The 17,870-nt window shown below is 62.9% G+C and carries 13 protein-coding genes; 5 read left to right on the top strand and 8 right to left on the bottom strand.

Annotated features, from left to right (window positions below):
- Window positions 1-22: 22 nt before the first annotated feature.
- The 4 genes from nagZ to X741_RS148660 form a co-directional block, all read right to left on the bottom strand.
- Window positions 23-1,042: a beta-N-acetylhexosaminidase gene (gene nagZ, locus X741_RS148645; protein ID WP_023778723.1), complete on the bottom strand. Its 1,020-nt coding sequence runs from the start codon at window positions 1,040-1,042 to the stop codon at window positions 23-25.
- 235 nt (window positions 1,043-1,277) lie between these two features.
- The gene (locus X741_RS148650) at window positions 1,278-4,676 is read right to left on the bottom strand and encodes an SPOR domain-containing protein (protein WP_023778722.1); all 3,399 of its coding nucleotides are present in this window, start codon (window positions 4,674-4,676) and stop codon (window positions 1,278-1,280) included.
- A 103-nt stretch (window positions 4,677-4,779) separates the two neighbouring features.
- Window positions 4,780-6,537 carry an arginine--tRNA ligase gene (gene argS / locus X741_RS148655; RefSeq protein ID WP_023778721.1) on the bottom strand — a complete coding sequence of 586 codons (1,758 nt, stop codon included), beginning with the start codon at window positions 6,535-6,537 and terminating at the stop codon, window positions 4,780-4,782.
- Window positions 6,538-6,599: 62 nt separating this feature from the next.
- Window positions 6,600-7,814 carry a deoxyguanosinetriphosphate triphosphohydrolase gene (locus tag X741_RS148660; protein WP_023778720.1) on the bottom strand — a complete coding sequence of 405 codons (1,215 nt, stop codon included), beginning with the start codon at window positions 7,812-7,814 and terminating at the stop codon, window positions 6,600-6,602.
- 90 nt (window positions 7,815-7,904) lie between these two features.
- On the opposite strand from X741_RS148660, the gene erpA reads away from it, so the two are divergent.
- The 5 genes from erpA to X741_RS148685 all read left to right on the top strand — a co-directional run bounded on the left by erpA (window position 7,905) and on the right by X741_RS148685 (window position 10,330).
- Window positions 7,905-8,252, top strand: coding sequence for an iron-sulfur cluster insertion protein ErpA (gene erpA / locus X741_RS148665; protein WP_031250209.1), 348 nt, complete (start codon window positions 7,905-7,907; stop codon window positions 8,250-8,252).
- 10 nt (window positions 8,253-8,262) lie between these two features.
- A complete protein-coding gene (locus X741_RS148670; RefSeq protein ID WP_023778718.1) occupies window positions 8,263-8,655 on the top strand; it encodes a VOC family protein in 393 nt (130 codons plus the stop codon).
- Window positions 8,656-8,662: 7 nt separating this feature from the next.
- A complete protein-coding gene (xth, locus tag X741_RS148675) occupies window positions 8,663-9,457 on the top strand; it encodes an exodeoxyribonuclease III (RefSeq protein ID WP_023778717.1) in 795 nt (264 codons plus the stop codon).
- Between the two features lie 87 nt (window positions 9,458-9,544).
- Window positions 9,545-9,862 (top strand): hypothetical protein, encoded by a 318-nt coding sequence (locus tag X741_RS148680; RefSeq protein WP_023778716.1) that lies wholly within the window; start codon window positions 9,545-9,547, stop codon window positions 9,860-9,862.
- Between the two features lie 93 nt (window positions 9,863-9,955).
- Window positions 9,956-10,330 (top strand): endonuclease domain-containing protein, encoded by a 375-nt coding sequence (locus X741_RS148685; protein ID WP_023778715.1) that lies wholly within the window; start codon window positions 9,956-9,958, stop codon window positions 10,328-10,330.
- A 189-nt stretch (window positions 10,331-10,519) separates the two neighbouring features.
- On the opposite strand, the gene X741_RS148690 is transcribed toward X741_RS148685, so the two are convergent.
- The 4 genes from X741_RS148690 to X741_RS148705 all read right to left on the bottom strand — a co-directional run bounded on the left by X741_RS148690 (window position 10,520) and on the right by X741_RS148705 (window position 17,760).
- Window positions 10,520-11,371, bottom strand: a complete 852-nt coding sequence (locus X741_RS148690; protein ID WP_031250208.1) for a tetratricopeptide repeat protein — start codon at window positions 11,369-11,371, stop codon at window positions 10,520-10,522.
- The gene (gene ilvD / locus X741_RS148695) at window positions 11,358-13,082 is read right to left on the bottom strand and encodes a dihydroxy-acid dehydratase (RefSeq protein WP_023778714.1); all 1,725 of its coding nucleotides are present in this window, start codon (window positions 13,080-13,082) and stop codon (window positions 11,358-11,360) included. The genes X741_RS148690 and ilvD overlap by 14 nt, the downstream gene beginning before the upstream one ends.
- 306 nt (window positions 13,083-13,388) lie before the next feature.
- Complete coding sequence (locus X741_RS148700; protein WP_023778713.1) at window positions 13,389-14,618, bottom strand: OmpP1/FadL family transporter; 1,230 nt, start codon at window positions 14,616-14,618, stop codon at window positions 13,389-13,391.
- Window positions 14,619-14,976: 358 nt separating this feature from the next.
- Window positions 14,977-17,760, bottom strand: a complete 2,784-nt coding sequence (locus X741_RS148705) for a valine--tRNA ligase (RefSeq protein ID WP_023778712.1) — start codon at window positions 17,758-17,760, stop codon at window positions 14,977-14,979.
- Window positions 17,761-17,870 lie beyond the last annotated feature (110 nt).

Genomic DNA, 17,870 nt, shown 5'->3' with positions numbered 1-17,870 from the left:
CTGCTCGTCACTTCCCTTTCAACTAGGCCACCGCATCGAAATAGGTGGCGAATTCGGCGCGTATCTCTATTTCTTCGGCCGCGTCGCGTTTCTCTATATAGGTCATCGCGCGCTTTGCGCGCTCCAGCGACTTGCCCTCAAGCCCTTTGGTCCGCGACGCGATGCCCGCCATCTCCTCGAAAACGCCGTTGCAGTGAAGGACCAGATCGCAGCCCGCCGCAAGGATCGAGGCCGCCTTTGTCGGGAAATCCCCAGAAAGTGCCTTCATCGAGGTGTCGTCGCTCATCAGGAGCCCATCAAAGCCGATCTCGCGGCGGATGATCTCGTCGATGACCTTGCCGGACGTCGTCGCCGGGTTGTTGGGATCGATGGCGCTGTAGACGACATGCGCCGTCATCGCCATCGGCAGATGGTTGAGCTCCCGGAACGGAGCAAAGTCGTGCCGCTGCAGATCACCGAGCGAGGCGTTGACGACGGGCAGCTCGAAATGCGTGTCGGCGAAGGCCCTGCCATGGCCCGGAATGTGTTTCATCACCGGCAGCACGCCGCCCGACATCAAGCCTTCCGCAGCGGCGCGGCCGAGTTCGATGACCGGACGCGGCTCCTTGCCGTAGGCGCGCGCGCCGATGACGTCGCTGGCGCCCTCGATCGGCACGTCCAGCACCGGCAGGCAATCCGCCGTGATGCCGTAGCGCAGCAAGTCGAAGGCGTGCAGGCGCGCCAACAGCCAGGCCGCGCGGGCACCGGCGTCATGATCGTCGCGCCACAACGCGCCAAGCGCGCCGCCCGAGGGATAGTTCGGCGCCAGCGGCGGCCGCAGGCGCTGCACCCGGCCACCCTCCTGGTCGATGAACACCAGCGCATCGGGACGCCCGATGCAGTCGCGCATCTCGGCGACCAGGTCGCGGATCTGCTCGGTCTCGCCGATGTTGCGGGCAAACAGGATGAAGGCCCACGGGCATTCATTGCGATAGAAATTGATTTCTTCGCGGGTGAGCGATTTCCCGGCACAGCCGAGGATCATGGATTTTGATTCGGTCATGCCCGGAGTCTAGGACTTCGCGCGACGAAAGGGAATCGTCCCGGGATCACCGCCGCCCGGCGCCAGAACGGCTTCCACATGAAAAAAGCCGGCGCGGTCTTAGACCGCGCCGGCTTGATTGGTTGACCGGTGACTAGAGCGGGTCACCGTTTCACGGAAACGGCAAACCGCTCCAACTCTTGGTTTTGACGCAATTCCGAACGGAAAATCGCTTCACGCTTTTCCTGGAATTGCTCTAGCGCGACACGAAGCAGTTGCCGCCGGCAGCCTTGTAGTTGGTGCACAGGTTGATGGCATCGTTGCGCGACTGGGCCACGACGCGAACGCGGTAGAACGTGCCCTTGCCGGCAATCTCGGCCTTGACGATGTTGGCTTTGCGGCCGGAAAGCACGCTGGCGTAACGACGCTGCAGATCCTGGTAACTCGACTGGGCGCTTTCCACCGTCGGCTGCGAAGCAACCTGCATCGACCACGAACCGCCACCGGTTGCCGTCGTTGCCGGATCGATGGAGGCGACCTGATCGGGCTTGACCTCGCCGACGACGTCGACTGGCTGGTCGGACGGACGCTGCGGCGCGATCGCAACCTTGGCCGGAGTATTGGCTGACTGTGTATTGGCTGACTGCGTATTGGCTGACTGGGCCTTTTCCGGTTTGGCTGCCGGCTTGAGGGCCGGCGCGTCGTCCGACTGTGCGGCGACGGGCGCCACGGTGCCGGTCTGGTCGGCATCAGACTGGGCCGCAGGGGCGACATGCTGCGGCGCCGGATCGGCCGGTTCGGTGACGGCCACCTGCGGTGCGGCCGGAGCCGGGTCCTCGCGCGGCACCAGCGAGCCGTCCGACTTGACGACCATGGTCCTCACCTTGCGCGGCGCAACGGCGACGACATCGGCGTTGGTGCCCTTCTCGGCATCCTGCAGCACCTGCGCGATGCGATCCTCGGACTTGGGTGCCGGCGCTGCGTTGTCGGCTGGCGCCGCAACGCCGGTCGGCGCGGCATTGGCAGTCGCCGGCGCCGCATTGGCGGTCGTCTGCGCGGCGTTGTTGTCGCCCGTTTCGCCGGCGGCAGCGTTCTGGTCGGCCGCGGCGTTCTGGTCGGGGGAAAGATCGACGGCACGTGCCGGATCCTTCGCCTGCACATCCACCGGTTCCTCGACGTCGGTGACAAGCTTCTGCTGAACCGGCTCGGCCGGTTTCGCGCCCTTGACCACCGCGTCATAGACCTTGTTGTCCTGGTTCGGCACCACGGTGCCGCCCGGATTCTCAGGCTTGACCTTGATCGGCGAATTGTCGGCCTTGACGATCACCGGAGCTTCGCTGCCGCCCTTGCCGCCCAAAGACAGCGCAAAGGCTCCAAGACCGCCTGCAACCGCCACCGCACCGACAATCGCCGCGATGAACAGGCCGCGACGCCCCGACGACTTGGCCGCCTCGCGTTCGCCCAGACCCGGAACGGACATCGCCTCGTCGAGTTCCGGATCGTAGTCGAGTTCGTCGACGGTGAAATCGTCCGCCTGCGAAACCGGCTGGCTGCCTGGCAGGCTGTCGAGGTCGAAGCCGTCAGCGGCATCGGCATAACTTGCGGTCGCCGCCGCACGGGCCGGCATTTCCGCCGGTCGCGCGGCATAGGTCCGCGCTTCCGGCTGATAGGCCGGTTTTGGCTCTTCATAGGCCGGATTGAGCCCACCAGGGTTGAAACCGGCATTGTAGGAATCGTCGGCATAGGAAGCGCTGCCGGCGGAAGCCGGCGCCACCTCGACCGAATTCATCTCGGTCAAAAGGCTGGCGAACTCCGCATCGAGATCGTCATAGCCGGCAGCCGTCGGTGCATCGTCCTCGAAATGCAGCTCCGGAATGTCGAGATCGTCAGCCAGCGCCACGACGCGCTCGGGCACATCGACCGTTTCGACATCGGGCATCTCGTCGTAGCGCGGGGACTGCGGCGCCGGCGGTGCTGAGATGGGGGTTGTGTAGGCAGCAGCCGCAGCCGGTTCGGCCGCACGGTAGGACGGCACAGATGCCACCGCTGGGGCCGCTTCCGGTGTGGCGGTCCTGGCCGCCATCGAAGCGGACGGCTGCGCGGCAAACGCCGGCGGCTGGGGAACCGGCGTCACGCGACTCCACGAGCGGGCTGGCTCCGTCGGCGTGGAACGTTCCGCCAGCCAATCGCGAGAATCATCCCGATCCTGCGGGGAAGCGGCCCCATCACGTGGATCGAGGCTGTTGGCCAAGGCGGCGTCGAATGCAGCATTGTCGAAATCGACGTCGACCTCGGCGGCATCCGAGCCGTGATCCCCGAGCTCATCGAACAGCATATCGTCGAGATCGACATCGGCGGCCTGGGCGGCATGCGCCTCTTCGGACGCCGGCTCATCGAGATCCCAGTCGAGGTCGCCAGCAAGGTCGGCGGGCTCGTCGGCAACCGTATCTGGTGCGGCAGCAGGCTGGGCGGGAGCAGCGGAAGGCTGAGCCACAAAGGGTTGGGCGACAATGGGTTGAGCCACAAAGGGTTGAGCCATGACGGGCTCTTCCTTGGCCGACGGAGCCGTGCGCTGGGTCATGGCACCCAGCAGCGCGTTCAACTCGTCTTCCAGGCTTCGTTCATCGGCGGCAGGGGCCGTTGCGGCGGGCGCCACCAGCCAGGCGGGAGTGGCCGCGGCCTCGGCAACGACGGGCTCTTCGCCAGGCTCGGCAGCACCGTCATCCAAGCTCAGATCAAATGCGTCATCCGACACGGCTTCAGGGCTTGAAAATTCGCCAGTATCCACGGCATCCGCGCGCACTTCGTCTGCTTCCGCCTGATCGAAGGCCACCGGCTCGTCCGCTGGAACGTCAAAATCCACATCGACATCGGCGATGGCGTCGTCGAAACGGCCCTCGAAATCCTCGTCGGAAATCGCCTGGTCCTGGTCCTGGTCCTGAGTGGCCGCCACCGGCTCTGGGTACTCCACCGTGGTCGCAGCCGCATGACGCTGATCCACCGGATGGTCGTCGAGCATCAATTCGTCTTCGAGCGAAATCGAGGCCTCGTCGTCGAATTCAGGATCGGAGGCGGCCTCGACAACCGGCACTTCGGCAACCGCGTGCTGGGTCCCGGCGACTTCGTCCTCGATGCGGAAATCCCGATCGAGCGACGCGGCGAGCTCGTCCTCCATCGGCACATCGTCTTCAAAGGGCGAAACGTCTTCGAGCGAACTGGCGACGGCATTATCGAAATCGGCGTCGAAGGCAGGTGCGGCTTCGGCAGCGCTGGGGTTCGCATGGCTGGCGACGGACGCCTGGTCATCGGCAGCCGTGAAGTCCAGGTGGAAATCGTCGTCGAGCGAAAGCGCAAGATCATCGTCCGCGCAACGATCGTCGTCCGTCCCTTCATGAGCGGGAGCTGTTTCGAATGCCGGCTCATAAGCTTCGACAACCGGAGCGGCGTCGCTGTCGTCAGCGTCGAACTCGCCCATCAGTTCCTTTTCGAGGTCGATATCGAAGTCGCCCTCATCCGCCGGCTGACTGGCGACATCGGCTTTCGGCTTGACCGGCTGGCGCGGGTCGAATCCCATGATCCTGGTCAGTTCCGCGAACGGATCATCGTCGGCGATGTCGTTGTTGTCGGCTACTCTCAGCTGGGTTCTGTCTGCCATTATTGTTCCCGAACTCGCACTCAGTCGGACGCCATGGACGTCGCGCAGGGTTGGCCCTTACCAGCGCAATGTGGGCAAAAGGTGACAGGTTTTTTAGTCAAACCTAACGCATTTCGGTAGGCGCAGCGGCTCCGATCAGCGTCAGGCCGGACGTCAGAACGTCCGAAACAGCCTGCACCAGCCCTAGTCTGGCATGCGTCAATTCTCGGTCGTTAACCTTAACAAAACGTAAGTCCGGATTATCTGTGCCACGGTTCCAGTGTCCGTGGAAACTGGAAGCGAGATCGTAGAGGTAGAATGCCAGCCTATGCGGCTCCAGCGCAAGCGCGGCGGATTCGATGAGACGTGGATATTCGGCGAGCTTGCGGATCAGGCCGATCTCGCCCTCATCGGTCAGCGACGTCACGGCCGCCACAAGGCTGTTGCGGTCGAAATTCGCCTCACCCAACTGCTCGCTCGCCTGCCGGAACACCGAATGGCAGCGCGCCGAGGCGTACTGCACATAAAACACCGGATTGTCCTTGGACTGTTCGGTCACCTTGGCGAAGTCGAAATCGAGCGGCGCATCGTTCTTGCGGTAGAGCATCATGAAGCGGATCGGGTCGCGCCCGACTTCCTCCACCACTTCGCGCAACGTCACGAAATCGCCGGAGCGCTTCGACATGCGAACCGGCTCGCCATCGCGAAACAGCTTGACCAGGTTGCACAGCAGCACGGTGAGCTTGACGTCGTCGCCGGCAATTGCCCGCGCCAGTGCCTCCAGCCGCTTGACGTAGCCGCCATGGTCGGCGCCAAGCACATAGATCAGGTCGACGAACCCCCGATCGACCTTGTCCTTCAGGTAAGCGACATCGGCGGCGAAATAGGTGAATGAGCCGTCGGACTTGACCAGAGCCCGATCCATGTCGTCGCCGACCGCGGTCGAGCGGAACAGCGTCTGCTCACGGTCTTCCCAGTCGTCCGGCTTCTCGCCCTTGGGCGGCGGCAGCTTGCCCTTGTAGATATGGCCCTTCAGCGTCAGGTCGTTGATCGCCGACCGGATCTTCCTGGCATTATCGGCATGCAGCGTGCGCTCGGAGAAGAACACGTCGTGATGCACGTTGAGCAATGCCAGATCCTCGCGGATCATCGCCATCATCGCATCGATGGTCCGGTCCTTGACGATGGCCAGCGCCTCGTCATCCGGCATCTGCAGCAAGGAGCGTCCAAATTCCTTGACCAGCGCCTCGCCGACGGGGACGAGGTAGTCTCCGGGGTAGAGCCCTGGCGGAATCTCGCCGATGTCCTCGCCGAGCGCCTCGCTATAGCGCAGGAAGGCCGAGCGTCCGAGCACGTCGATCTGCGAGCCCGCATCGTTGATGACATATTCCTTGGTCACGTCGTAACCGGCAAAGGCCATGATATTGGCGAGCGCGTCACCGACAACCGCGCCCCGGCAATGGCCGACATGCATCGGCCCGGTCGGGTTGGCGGAGACATATTCGACATTGGTTTTCCGGCCGGCGCCGATCGTCGAGCGGCCATAGTTGCGGCCCTCGCCCAAAAGCGCCGACAGGTGCGCCTGCCAGAAACCGTCCTTGAGCCGGAGATTGACGAAGCCCGGGCCGGCAACCTCGGCGGCGGCGACATCCACGTCATCCCGCAGCGCCAGCGCCAGCCTGTCGGCCAGCACGCGCGGGTTCTGCCCCGTTGGTTTGGCCAGCACCATTGCAGCATTGGTCGCAAGGTCGCCATGGCTGGCGTCGCGCGGCGGCTCGACGGCGATGCGCGACAGATCGGGCGAAACTCCGTCTTTGTCTTTCAGATCAAGCGCTTCGACAGCCTTTATGACTCGCGCGGTGAAATCGGCGAAGATGTTCATGGGTATTGCTCTGGCGGCTTTATGGCGAATCCGGCTCGTTGGCCGGCAAAATCGAGCCCGCCCTAGCTCAAATCCGGGGTGCGGTCAAACAAACGCCGGTGTTCCTTCAGCGCGTAAGTGTCGGTCATCCCGGCCAGAAAGTCGGCCACGCTGCGGGCCTTGATGCGATCTTCAGCCCGGTCCAGCCCCTCGCGCCAGCCATCCGGCATGGCGCGCGGGTCGGCGAAATAGGCGTCGAACAGGTCCCTGACGATCTGCTCGGCATCGGCGCGCACCCGCATGACTTCCTGGTGGCGGTAGAGGTGCTTGTAGAGGAAAGCCTTCAGTTCCTTCTCGACCGCTGCCATCTCGGCGGAAAAGGTCACCATCGTCTCGCCCGCCGCCCTCACCGCATCGGCGCTCTGCGGCCTGACGCGCTCCAGATTGGCTGTCGTCGACATGATCACGTCCTCGACCATGGCGGTGATCTGCCGCCGCATCAGCTCATGGCCGGTGCGAACGTCATCGAGCCTTGGATAGCGCTCGCGTACACCCTCCAGGATCGTTCCCGGCAGCGAGACAGTCTTCAGCATGTCCAGCGTCAGCAGCCCTGATCTCAACCCGTCGTCGATATCGTGGTTGTTGTAGGCGATGTCGTCGGCGATCGCGGCACATTGCGCCTCGATGCCGGCGAACCGGTCCAGTTCGAGGTCCTGCAACTGCGAGTAATCGCGGATTGCCTGCGGCACGGCTCCTTTCAGGCCCTTGCCACTGCCGTCGGTCAGCGGACCATTGTGCTTGACCAGCCCTTCCAGCGTTTCCCAGGTCAGGTTCAGCCCATCGAATTCAGCGTATCGCGCCTCAAGCCTGGTCACGATGCGCAGCGATTGCGCGTTGTGGTCGAAGCCGCCCCATTGGGCCATCTTCTCGTTCAGCGCGTCCTCGCCGGTGTGGCCGAAGGGCGTGTGGCCGAAATCATGCACCAGCGCCACCGCCTCGGCCAGATCCTCGTCGCCGCGCAGCGCACGCGCCAGGGCACGCGCGATCTGCGCCACTTCGATCGAATGGGTCAGCCTCGTGCGGTAGTGGTCGCCTTCATGGGCGATGAAGACCTGCGTCTTGTGCTTCAGCCGCCGGAACGCCGTCGAATGGATGATGCGATCGCGGTCGCGCTGGAACGGCGTGCGGGTCGGGCTCTCGACCTCGTCGAACAGCCGGCCGCGCGAGCGCGCCGGATCCGTGGCATAGGCCGCGCGCGGCCGATAGCCGAATCCGATGTCGCCCAACTCGTTGGTCATGGCTGATGCTGCCGCAGTTGACTTGATCTAGTTGACTTGGCCCCTCTCGCTTCATACCTATCATGTGAAACCGAAAGCAAGGTGACGCCCATGGGCGCTGATGCCAAGACTGCCATGAAAGTCGACATGACCGAAGCCGCCGCCAGGCGGATCGCCAAGATCGTTTCTGGCGAAGCCGGCAAGACGGCGCTGCGCGTTTCCGTCGAAGGCGGCGGCTGCTCGGGCTTTTCCTACAAGTTCGATCTGGTCGACACGCGCAATGACGATGATATCGCCATCGAGAAGGATGGCGCAACGGTGCTGATCGACGATTTGTCGCTGGTTTATATGGGCGGTTCGGTGATCGACTTCGTCGACGATCTGATGGGCCAATCCTTCCAGATCAAGAACCCGAACGCGGTCGCCTCCTGCGGCTGCGGCACCAGTTTCTCCATCTAGCGGCATTGTGATGCCTGCCGTCGGCGCGGTCCGTCAGGTCGCGCTGTCGGCCGGACGCGACCTTGATTCGACGCTGGCCTTCTGGCGCGATGTGCTCGGTATGGGCGTTCACGCCCGCTACGATCCCCCGGGTATCGCCTTCATCATGGCGGGCGAAGTGCGCCTTCTGTTCACAGACGGCGTTCCGGCCGGCACTGTTTATCTCGACATTGCCGGCCTCGAGCCCTTCCACGCCGAGGCGAAAGCCATGGGGGTCCCCTTCACCGCGCCGCCGACGCTGGTGCATCGCGATACCGAAGGCCAGTTCGGTCCGGCGGGAGAAAGCGAGTGGATGGCCTTTATAAAAGATCCTGCTGGCAATACGATCGGCCTCGTCGAACGCCATCCGCCGCAGGAAGAATAAGACCATCATGAAATTCGTCACCTGGAACATCAACGGCGTTCGCGCCCGCATCGGCAACCTCACCCATTGGCTGACCGAGAGCGCGCCCGACATCGTTTGCCTGCAGGAAATCAAGACGGTCGACGACCAATTCCCGCGTGCCGAGATCGAGGCGCTGGGCTACAATGTCGAAACCCATGGCCAGAAAGGCTTTAATGGCGTCGCGCTGCTGTCGAAGCTGCGCTTCGACGAGGTTACCAAGGGCCTGCCGGGCGACGACGCCGACGAACAGGCGCGCTTCATCGAAGGCGTGTTCTCGACCGACAAAGGCGCGCTTCGCGTCGCCTCGCTCTATCTGCCGAACGGCAATCCGATCGATGACGAGAAGAAATTTCCCTACAAGCTGTCCTGGATGGCGCGGCTGGAGCGCTGGGCCGAAGAGCGCCTGAGGCTGGAAGAGGCGCTGGTGCTGGCTGGCGATTACAACGTCATTCCCGAGCCGATCGACGCGCGGTTTCCGGAGAACTGGCTGGGCGACGCGCTGTTCCAGCCGCAGACGCGGCAAGCTTTCCGGCGGCTGCTCAACCTCGGCTTCACCGAGGCGGTGCGCGCGGTCACCGATGCGCCGGACACCTATACGTTCTGGGATTACCAGGCCGGCGCCTGGCAGAAGAACAACGGCATCCGCATCGACCATCTGCTGCTGTCGCCGGAAGCCGCCAACCGATTCTCGTCCGCCTCGATCGAAAAACATGTGCGCGCCTGGGAAAAGCCGTCCGACCATGTGCCGGTGGCGATCGACCTCGCCTTGTTGCCTGCCTGACGGAGAAGCGCCCCCCGGGCCAGATGCCGGGACACAGCCGAGTTGGACCTCATCTCGCCACATTCAGGCCCATGATGGGAGATCATCATGGCGGCTGGGGTTCCCATGAGCATTCGATTTCTTGTTTGTCCGATCGGCTTGGCATTTGCCACCGCCGCCATGGTGCCGGCTTTCGCCGCACCGGAATGTCTTGCCAATGGCAAATCCTATCCGGTCGGTCAGGTCGCCTGCCTGACCGTTGCCGACCAGAGCCATCTGGCTCGCTGCGAGATGGTGCTCAACAATACATCCTGGACGAAGGTCGGCGACAACTGCCCCGAAAACACGATGGCGCCGCACCTGCACGTTACCCCGATCTCGACGCCCGCGCCAAGCATGGTGCCGACGGAACCCACCGAGAACTAAATTAAGCCAATCTCCCCCCTTGTGGGGAGATGTCCGGCAGGACAGAGGGGGGCGCCGTAGAGCGCCAGTCCCAACAGCAACCGAGCATCGAGAATGCCTCGCACGCCTCTGCCTCCAAACCATCGTGCAAACGCCAAGTCGATGCGCAAGGTGATGACCGACGCCGAGTTGAAGCTCTGGAACGAGCTTCGCGCGCACCGGTTGATGGGGCTTGGCTTCCGGCGGCAATTTCCGATCGCCGGCTACATTGTCGACTTTGCTTGTCCAGAGAAGAAACTGGTCGTCGAAGTTGATGGCTCCCAACACGCGGAAGGCGATGCCGTCGCGGGCGACGAAGCGAGATCATCACGTCTGGGGAAGAATGGCTGGACCGTCCTGCGCTTTTGGAATGACGACATCATCCGTGACATCGACAATGTCTGCCAGCACATTGCAATCGTGGCCAGTGTTGCGGGTACATCAGTATAACAGCAAGGCTGGCGGGACAGCGCCCCCCTCTGTCCTGCCGGACATCTCCCCCACTTGGGGGGAGATTGGCTGTCACAACCGTTTTCGCCAATCTCCAACGTTGCAAGAAAACGCGCCGGCAGCCAAGCTGCCAATCTCCCGGTCCAAACACCCCTTGCGGGGAACATCGGCAGTTCGGCGGTCAACGCCTTACTGTTCCGCGTTGGTGGTGCCCTTGGTCAGGATGTCGTCGGCGAGCGAGATCGCCGTGCGCCGGTCGGCTTCGCCGGCGGCGGCGAAGGCCTCTTCCTGCATGCCGCGGATCCAGGGCTGATCGGCCGGCGAGGCGCGTTCGAGCGCCGCCGTCATCATCGCCAGGCCACGAACGATCTTGCCGCTCTGGAACAGCAGGTGGCCAAGCGTCGCCTGGGCACCGGCATGGCCCTTCTCGGCGGCAAGCTGGAACCAGCGCCCGGCCTGCTTGACGCTGGCCTTCACGCCGCCCTCGCCCTTGAGGAACATCTGCCCCATCTCGAACTGGGCGTTCGGGTTGCGGTAGTTGGCGGCGGCGCGCATGTAATATTCCTGGGCCGCCACCTCGTTCTCGGCGACCGGGCTGCCGGGAATGCCCTTGCGCAGGTAATCGCCGAGCGCCACCAGCGCGTCGGAGACGTAGCTTTCCTCGGGCGAACCAGGCTCGACGTCCTGATCGACGATCTCCGAGAAGAACTTGAACGCTTCATAGTCGTCGCGCGCCACACCGTCGCCCTCGGCATACATGCGGGCAAGCTTCCAGGTGGCGCCGATCTGGCCGTTTTCGGCGGCATATTTATAGGCCTCGGCGGCCTGTTCCTTGTGGCCGTTCTTATAGGCGGAGAAGCCGAACTGGAACACCGCCCAAGGGCTCGACTGCGGCTTCACACCGGTCTTGTCGTCGAACACCTTGTCGTCGAAGGCCAAAGCCTGGCCCACCGCGCCAAAGATCGCAAACGCGACCAGTGCCGGAAGGACAGATGACCTCAACAACTCTGGTGTTGACTTCAACAACTCAGATATCCGCATAGCAGTGTGTTTCTTTCGCACCGCCCGGATGGGTGACCGCGCCGTCGCGGGCGGAACCTACCGTCTGTGCGTATTTCCAAATCGCGCCCGACTGATAGTCGGTCGTGCGCGCCTTCCATGTCTTTGCCCGCGCCGCCAGTTCGGCCTCGGTCAGCGCCACTTCGATCGTGCCATTCACCGCGTCGATCGAGATCACATCGCCATCCCGGATGAGACCGATCGGACCGCCAACCGCCGCTTCCGGGCCGACATGGCCGATGCAGAAGCCGCGTGTCGCGCCCGAGAAGCGGCCGTCGGTGATCAGCGCCACCTTGCCGCCCATGCCCTGGCCATAGAGCGCTGCCGTCGTCGACAGCATCTCGCGCATGCCTGGCCCACCGCGCGGCCCTTCGTAACGGATGACGAGAACCTCGCCTTCCCGGTAATTGCGATGCGTCACCGCCTCGAAACATTCCTCTTCCGAATCGAAGCAGCGCGCCGGGCCGGAGAATTTCAACTCCGTCATGCCCGCGACCTTCACGATCGCGCCTTCGGGGGCAAGGTTTCCCTTCAACCCCACGACACCGCCGGTTTGGGTAATGGGTCTGTTGGCCGGGCGGACCACATCCTGGTGTTCATTCCAGGAAACATGCTCCATATTTTCGGCCAAAGTGCGGCCAGTGACCGTCAGGCAATCGCCGTGCAGATAGCCATGGTCGAGCAGCGTCTTCATCAACAGCGGAATGCCGCCGGCCTCGAACATGTCCTTGGCGACATATTTGCCGCCAGGCTTGAGATCGGCGATGTAAGGCGTCTTCTCGAAAATCCTGGCCACGTCGAACAGGTCGAACTTTATCCCCGCCTCATGCGCGATCGCCGGCAGATGCAGGGCCGCATTGGTCGAGCCGCCGGTGGCCGAGACCACGGTCGCCGCGTTCTCCAGCGCCTTCAGCGTGATGATGTCGCGCGGCCGGATGTTTTTCGCGATCAGTTCCATGATCTTTTCGCCGGAGGCGAAATTGAAGCGGTCCCGCATTTCGTAAGGCGCGGGCGCTCCGCAGGAATAAGGCAGCGCCAGGCCGATCGCCTCGGCGACGGTCGCCATGGTGTTGGCGGTGAACTGGGCCCCGCAGGAGCCGGCCGAGGGACACGCGACCTGCTCGATCTCGAGCAGTTCGTCATCGCTGATCGTGCCGACCGAGTGCTGGCCGACAGCCTCGAACACGTCCTGCACGGTGATCTGCCGGCCGCGATAGCTGCCGGGCAGGATCGAACCGCCATAGATGAAGATCGACGGCACGTTGAGGCGCACCATGGCCATCATCATGCCGGGCAGCGACTTGTCGCAGCCGGCCAAGCCGACCAGCGCGTCGTAGCAATGGCCGCGCATGGTGAGTTCGACCGAATCTGCGATGACCTCGCGCGACACCAGCGACGACTTCATGCCCTGGTGGCCCATGGCGATGCCGTCCGTGACCGTGATGGTGCAGAATTCGCGCGGCGTGCCGTTGGCGGCTGCGACGCCCTTCTTGACCACTTGCGCCTGGCGCATCAGCGAGATGTTGCAGGGCGCCGCCTCGTTCCAGCAGGACGCGACGCCGACCAGCGGCTGCGCGATCTCGGCCGCGGACAGGCCCATCGCATAGAGATAGGAGCGATGCGGCGCACGCGCCGGACCGACGGTCACATAGCGGCTAGGGAGCTTGGCCTTGGAAATGACTTTGGCGTCCATTCTCTTCCTTGCCCCATCTTCCCTGCAAATGGGGCGGTGCGGCCTCTCCCATCGCCGAGCCTTTTGGCGCGTTTCCCGAGACAAGATCGAGGTGCGCCGGGTTTATGGCGGGAAATGGGCAATTTCCTCGGCCTTGCTTCTAGCCCAGGGGTTGTTCAGAAAGTGTTGCCAAAACGTCACAATCGCACGAGGCGGCAACAGTGCCGCCTATATGCAACGCGGCTTGGATACCGGGCGCACCGGCGACGCCGGCTCAAACGAAAAAGACCGGGCATTGCCCGGCCTTTTTCTAGAATTTTCAGCTACTTAGAACTTGATCTTGATACCGCCAGAAATCGCTGTGATCAGATCGTTGCCGAAATCGTAGCTAGCATCCTCGCCTGCGACATATCCGTTCTCACCAGCTAACTCCCCTGAGTGGCCGCTGGTCAGCACGCCGATCGCTCCAGCAAGCCGCACTTCGATATTGGGCCGCGGCGTATAGGCGACGCCGCCGCCCAGGGTCCACGTATCAGACTGCGCGCCATAGCCATGCGAGGTACCACGATCCCAGGAAAGCTGGCCGGCGGCGCTCCACTGATCGTTGAATTTGTGGCCGACACCACCTGAAACGGTCCAGCCATCGCGGTACATCAGGTCGAGCGAAGTCACCGCAACCGGAGAACCCGTGACGCATGACGATGCCGCAAAGCCCACTGGGCAGATCGGGACGCTTTGCAGCAAGCTCCAGTTGACCCACTTGAGCGAGCCGAAAGCGAGCCAGCCGGGCGCGATGCCTGACTGCAGTTTCAACTCCACCGAGTCCGGCATGTACTCCGTCGCACCGAAGATCGGCGTAATTTTCCCGCCAACACTGGTAAGATCAAGCGTTCCCTCGATATTGTCGAGCTTGACTTTCGAATTGTAGACTAGGCTCGCGCGCAATGCGATGTCGGGGATTTCGTAGGCGACGCCGGCTCGCCAACCCCAACCGTTGGCCTCTAGGTCGACGCGGCCGATCGGTGACGGCCCAAATGGATTGAAACCCACCAAGCTTTCTTTGAAGCCTGAAATTTCCTGGTAGAATAGGCCGCCGATAAAACGGAGCTGGCCCTTGCCGACATCGAACTTGTAGGAGCAGGTGCCGGCGTAATTGTTGCTCTTGATATCCGTTTCGACGTTGGAAAACGCGCCATTCCACGACGCGCCGGGGGCTGTGTGGGCGCCCCACGGCTGTGAATAGTCGACCATGCAGTCGACGCCTTGCACAACCTGAACTTTCCCACCAATACGGGGTACCCAATAGCCCTCGGCGCCATCCGCCGTGGAATTGAGGAAATTGAAGCCGCCCGGACCCCGCGCATTTTCATACTTCCGGTCTGGCATCACATAAGTCGCTTCCGCCTCCGTAGCGAACGGCGCCGGATCGAACAGCAAGTCGATATCGTAGCCGCCGCGCTCCAGGCCGCCAGCATGCGCTGAACCCATCGCCGTCCCGATCAAAGCCAGCGAAAAGCACCCCGCCCCCAGCAGGGCTTTCAAACGCAAAGTGTTCATGGATGTCCTCCCCGAATAACTAGTGGCTCAAGCTAGAACCAATTCGGGTTAACGGCGCAACAACGAATTCCGAGGCGTACTTGTACATGTTCACCAAACGCGTTTTCGACAAAATGCAACGCGGCGCCAGAACGCCGAAAATAGCTGACCAAGGCCTGCCCTGGCCTTGAAAGGGAAAGAAAACCGGCCGAAAAGGATCAAAAACAGCCTTTTTATGGGCCTACTGGCCCCATTGTTACATTATGGCAACAATGGGGCAAAAACTTCCGTTTACGTCAAAATTAACGCAACGGAATGCCCTTTTTCGAGGCAGGTGACGCATGGGAATTTCCTCCGGCGTCACGGCGAATCTTGCCTCTCAACCGGCGTCGCGAACCCTGGTCAGCGCCACCGAAAGCTTGTCCTGCGCATCGCGGTATTCGGCGAGCTTCTCGCGTTCGGCCTCGACGATCTCGGCCGGCGCGCTGGCGACGAATCTTTCGTTGGACAGCTTCTTGTGCAGGCGTGCGATCTCTTCGGTGACCTTGGCCAGTTCCTTCTGCAGTCGTGAGGCCTCCGCGGCGAGATCGATCAGGCTGCCGAGCGGCAGGCAGATCGTCGCCTCATTGAGCACGATCTGCGCCGAGCCCTTGGGTGCGGCATCGGCGAGCGAGATATCGCCGACGCGCGCCAGGCGCTTGATCGCCGACTCTTCGCGCACCAGCCGTTCACGCGTCACGGCGTTGGCGCCGACGACGACGAGCGGCGCTATCGCGCCCGGCGGCACGTTCATCTCCGAGCGCACCGAGCGGATGCCGGAGACCAGATCGACCAGCCAGTTGATGTCGGCGGCCGCGGCCGCGTCCTCGAAGTCCGGCGAAGGCCAGGCCGCATGGCACAGCAGCGACTCACGCTCCTTGCCCTCGCCCGCCGTCTGCGCCCACAGCTCTTCCGTCATGAACGGCATCATCGGGTGCAAGAGCTTGTAGATCTCGTCGAGCACGAAGGCGACGCAGGCGCGGCTTTCGGCCTTGGCGGCCTCGTCCGTGCCCATGAACACGGGCTTCAGCAGTTCCAGGTACCAATCACAGAACAGGTTCCAGACGAAGCGATAGGCGGCGCCCGCCGCCTCGTTGAAGCGGTATGAGGTGATGCCGTCGGTGACCTCGCGCGCCGCGCGCGTCAGCTCGGTCAGGATCCAGCGGTTGACCGCCAGCTTGGCGTCGTTCAGCCAGAAATCGTCGTTGCGGGCGACTTCGTTCATCTCGGCGAAGCGGGTCGCGTTCCACAGCTTGGTGCCGAAATTGCGGTAGCCGGCGATGCGCGCCGGATCGAGCTTCACGTCGCGCCCCTGCGCCGCCATCACAGCCAATGTGAAGCGCAGCGCATCGGCGCCATATTCGTCGATGAGGTCGAGCGGATCGACGACGTTGCCTTTCGACTTCGACATCTTCTGCCCGTTCTTGTCGCGCACCAGCGCGTGCATATAGACCGTGTGGAACGGCTCCTCATCCATGAAGTGCAGGCCCATCATCATCATGCGAGCGACCCAGAAGAAGATCAGGTCGAAGCCGGTCACCAGTACGTCGGTCTGGTAGTAGGTCTTCAGCTCCGGTGTCTGGTCCGGCCAGCCCAGCGTCGAGAATGGCCACAGCGCCGACGAGAACCAGGTGTCGAGCACGTCCTCGTCCCGGGTCAGGATGTCACCCGGCTTGTAGTTCTCGAGCTTGTCCTCGACCCAGGCCTTCCACGGCCCTTCCAGGGCCAGATAATATTCTATCGCCGCGCTCAAAGCCTCCTCTTCGGTCTTCTCGACGAAGACGTGCCCGTCCGGCCCGTACCACGCGGGTATCTGATGACCCCACCAAAGCTGGCGCGAGATGCACCAAGGTTCGATATTTTCCATCCACTGAAAGTAGGTTTTCTCCCAGTTGCCCGGTATGATCTTGGTGCGCCCCTCGCGCACCGAGGCGATCGCCGGTTTGGCGAGTTCGGCAGCGTTTGCATACCACTGCTCGGTCAGGAACGGCTCGATCGGCACGCCGCCGCGATCGCCATGCGGCACGGCGTGGCGATGCGGCTCGACCTTGTCGAGGAAGCCGCCGGCCTCCATCAGTTCGACGATCTTCTTGCGTGCGGCGAAACGGTCGAGGCCGTCGAGTTCGTCCCAGACCGCCTGGTGTTCGGGCGTCACATCGAGGCCGGCGAGAAAATTCTCATTATCCTTGAGCTTGATGGCGGCTTCGACGGTCAGGATGTTGATCGCCGGCAGCTTGTGGCGCTTGCCGACCTCGAAGTCGTTGAAATCATGCGCCGGCGTGATCTTGACCGCGCCCGAACCCTTTTCGGGGTCGGAATACTCGTCCGCCACGACAGGGATCTTTCTGCCGACGATCGGCAGCACCACGTTCTTGCCGACCATATGCTGGAAGCGTTCGTCATCCGGATGCACGGCGACCGCGGTGTCGCCCAGCATCGTCTCGGGACGCGTCGTCGCCACGATGATGAATGTTTTGGGGTTTTCCGGGTCGAACGCCACGCCCTCGATCGGATAACGGAAGTGCCAGAGGTTGCCGTTGACCTCCTGCTGCTCCACCTCGAGATCGGAGATCGCGGTCAGCAGTTTCGGGTCCCAGTTCACAAGGCGCTTGTCCTTGTAGATCAGGCCCTCCTTGTAGAGCGTGACGAACACTTCGAGCACGGCCTTGGAAAGGCCCTCGTCCATGGTGAAGCGTTCGCGCGACCAGTCGGCCGAGGCTCCGAGCCGCTTCAGCTGGTTGAAGATGGCGCCGCCGGATTCGGCCTTCCATTCCCACACTTTCTCGATGAACTGTTCGCGCGTCAGGTCGCGGCGGTGGATCTGCTTTTCCATCAGCTGGCGCTCGACCACCATCTGCGTGGCGATGCCGGCATGGTCCATGCCCGGCTGCCAGAGCACGTTCTTGCCGCGCATGCGCTCGAAGCGCACCAAAATGTCCTGCAGTGTGTTGTTGAGCGCGTGGCCCATATGCAGCGAGCCGGTGACGTTGGGCGGCGGAATGACGATGGTGAAGGCTTCGGCCCCCTCCTCGGCGCCGGCGCCGGCGCGAAACGCGTCTGCCTCTTCCCACACCTTGGCGATCTTCGGCTCGACGGTCTTTGCGTCGTAGGTCTTTTCAAGCATGGGGAAACGGTCCGCGCTGTCGGGATTTTTTGCTGGTTCGGTGTAAATCGGAAGGCCTTGGCCAAGTCAACCGCAAGGGCGGACTCGGTTCACCACAAGCAGATAGGCGT

Origin of the sequence: Mesorhizobium sp. LNHC221B00 (assembly GCF_000502935.1) — a bacterium.
Classification (GTDB): Bacteria; Pseudomonadota; Alphaproteobacteria; order Rhizobiales; family Rhizobiaceae; genus Mesorhizobium; species Mesorhizobium opportunistum.
This window is presented reverse-complemented; position numbering and strand designations above follow the sequence as displayed.